General features: G+C 65.4%; 1 protein-coding gene and 1 pseudogene. Both read left to right on the forward strand.

Annotation, left to right across the window (positions count from 1 at the left end):
• Window positions 1–2,876: histidine kinase dimerization/phospho-acceptor domain-containing protein (locus tag VN004_RS11170; RefSeq protein ID WP_325609938.1), on the forward strand; the 2,876-nt coding region annotated here is incomplete at its 5' end.
• Window positions 2,873–3,351 (forward strand): annotated as a pseudogene (locus tag VN004_RS11175) (hydratase); the annotation flags it as partial. The gene VN004_RS11170 and the pseudogene VN004_RS11175, both read left to right, overlap by 4 nt.

Raw genomic sequence — 3,351 nt, forward strand, 5'->3', positions numbered from 1 at the left:
ACCTCGCCCGCAGCGCTGCCACGCTGCAGAAGGGCGCACCACCACGGCTCGAGCGGCTGCGCGGGCTTGGCACCGCATTTGGCCGGCCCCTCACCTGCCGCTGCGCCCGCATCCCGGTGGCCACAAGCGGAGGCGAAGGGATTCTGGTGATCGCGGTCGAGAACGCGGGCACGAATCTGTCGCTGCATGAACGCGCCCGCTATCTGATCGAGGACAGCGGCGCGGCCGCAGCCTTCTCGCCGGACGGATCGCTGCTGTGTGCGACAGAGGAGGCGTCGCGGCGCATCGGCCGCGCAACGTCGCTGAGCGATCTCAAGAGCGGCACCCCCACCCTGCGCATCGGCTGCGGTGACGATACCGTGGTCTTTGCCTTCCTGCAGGACGATGCGCAGCAGTCTGAGGGCGCCCGGTCCGATGGAGCATCCGTCGCTCCGTCCGACCTCCTTGACCTCTCTCCGATTGCCGAGGCCATCACCGCGATGGCCAGGACGCCACTGCAAATCGCGGCCGTGTCGCATGGACGTCAAAGCGAAAAGGCGCCATCGCCCGCCGCGACGGACCCCGACCCGGACATCGACCGCGTCCATCCGCAGCGCTTCGTCTGGCAGACCGATGCCGAGAACCGCTTCACCATCGCGCACGGCGAGTTTGCCGAGATTGCAGGCCCTCGTACAGCCAACTTGCTCGGTCGGTTCTGGGGGGAAATCTCCGCGAAGCTCGCACTCGATCCGGACGGCAAGATTGCGCGGGCACTGGTGTCGCGCAACACCTGGAGCGGCATCACGGTCAATTGGCCAACGGCTGACGGCGACATGATCGCCGTCACCTTGTCCGGCATCCCGACCTTCGACGCCGATCGCACATTCCGGGGCTATCGGGGACTGGGGGTGTGGCACGACGCGCGGACGAGAGAAGCCCGTGAGTCAGAGCCTGCGGCGGTCGCGCAGCCGTCCTATGAATTCGCACCAAGCGTCACCGCACCAGGTGAGGCGGCACGCTCCGCGCCTGCGCTTGATCCAACGCTAACCGAAAATCCGGTTCATCTGGTGGAGCCTCCGGCGCCCGTGTCCGATCGCAGCGATACGGTTGTCGCGATCGACGCCGCCCCCGAAGAGCCGAACGCAGCGCCTGAAGATGATCGTCCGCTGCCGACGGAGAATGTGGTTCCGTTTCCCATTGCTCCCCTCGAGCCAAAGCCCGAGACCAGAGCGCCGGGACTGAATCCGGCCGAACGCAGCGCGTTCCGCGACCTCGGCAGCCGGCTCGCCGCGCGCCTGCGCGGAGCCGACGAACTCGCGCGCGGATTGATGGAAAAGCCGAGCGAGGAGGACGAAGAGCCGGCCTATGTGCCGCCGGTGTTGATGTCCTCGCCTCAAGCCCGGCCTGATCGCGACGCTACTGCGGTCGTGCCGGAGCCGCTTGTCACCGCTGAAGATCCGCTGGGGGCGCAACGCCCCCTCCTCGACAGGTTGCCGATCGGTCTGCTGATCTATCGGGGCGCAAGTCTCATTTATGCCAATCCGGCCTTTCTTGCCTTCGCGGGACGGACTTCGCTCTCGGATCTCGCCGCCGCCGGTGGCCTTGAGGCGATGGACGTCGAGTTCGACAACTCGGCGAGCGGAGCCGGAGAGCGGCGGCTGCGCATCTTCGCCTCGCAAGGCCAGCATGCGCGTATCGGCCAGCTCGTCACCGTTGAGCTCGAGGGCGCCAAGGCTCAGATGCTGATGCTGGAGCCGGATACGCCCGCCGAGCCCCAGAATGTTGCACCGACGAATGATTTGGCGGCGCTTCTCGACATCGCCACCGACGGCATGGTCACCGTCGACGATCGGGGCATCATCGTCAGCGCCAATCCACGGGCGGAGACGCTCTTCGGATTTGAGCCGCATACCCTCGCCGGATATCCCTTTGGTGCGCTCTTCGCACCGGACAGCGAACGCATCGCGCAGGCTCGGCTGCAGCGCTTGCTCCACTCGCAGGCCATCGCCGACGAGGCCGATCAAGAGGTCATCGGCCGGCGCCGCCTCGGCGGGCTCATCTCGCTGCAAATGATTCTGGGCCGCGCCAACCCCACAGACACGCGCGTGCACGTGCTGTTCCGCGACCTGACGCGCTGGAAGGAAGCCGAACGCGAGATGCTGACGGCCCGCCAGCAGGCGGAACGGGAATCCGAAGCAAAATCGGAATTCCTCGCCAAGATCAGCCACGAGATGCGCACGCCCCTCAATTCCATCATCGGGTTTTCGGAGGTGATGACGGAAGAGCGCTTCGGCCCGGTCGGCAACGAGCGCTATCGCGATTATCTGAAGGACATCCAGGCTTCCGGCGCGCATCTCGTCTCGCTGCTGAACGACCTGCTCGATCTCTCCAAGATCGAGGCCGGCAAGATGGAGCTTAATTTCGAGCGCGTCGATCTGAACGAGGTCACGCAGCAATCGGTCGCGATGATGCAGGCGCAAGCCGGGCGTGCGCGGGTGATCGTGCGCACAGCGTTGTCGATGAACATCCCCGAGATCGTTGCCGATGCGCGGTCGGTCCGGCAGATCGTGCTGAACCTGTTGTCGAATTCGATCAAGTTCACGGCCGCCGGCGGACAGGTGATCGTATCCACGGCAATCAATGAGCGCGGCGAGGTGATGCTGCGGGTGCGCGATACCGGCATCGGCATGAGCGAGAAGGATCTTCAGACCGCGCTGCAACCCTTCCGCCAGATCACCACGTCACGGACCGACGCCACCACCGGCACCGGACTTGGACTGCCGCTGACGAAGGCCCTGGTCGAGGCCAATCGCGCCCGCTTTTCGATCAAGAGCGCGGTGAATGCCGGAACGCTGGTGGAAATCGCATTTCCGGCAGGCCGCGCACCGAGCGCATGACGGCAGCTTCCGAAGCACTCGCACACGAGGTTCTGGCGGCGCTCGACGGGACACGCCAGATCGAACCTCTCACCGCCAGACGATCCGATTTCGATCTGTCGCAGGCCTATGCGGTGGCCGCAGCGGTTCGCGCGCTTCGCATCGCGCGCGGCGAGAAGCCGGTCGGCCGCAAGATCGGTTTCACCAATCGCGATCTGTGGGCGCAATACAAGATCGACCAGCCGATCTGGGGCGATATGTATGCGCATACGGTCAGTGCGGTCGATGCTTCTCCGCGCTTCGCGTTGTCGCACTTATGCGAGCCGCAGATCGAACCGGAGATCGTGTTCGGTCTCGCGCATCCACCGCAGCCTCAAATGGACGAACGCGCGCTGCTGGAATGCATCGGTTGGGTGGCACACGGCTTCGAGATCGTGCAGTCGATCTTCCCCGGCTGGCGATTTGCCTCCGCCGACACGGTCGCGGCGTTCGGCAT

Source organism: Pseudorhodoplanes sp. (genome assembly GCF_035565855.1).
Classification (GTDB): Bacteria; Pseudomonadota; Alphaproteobacteria; order Rhizobiales; family Xanthobacteraceae; genus Pseudorhodoplanes.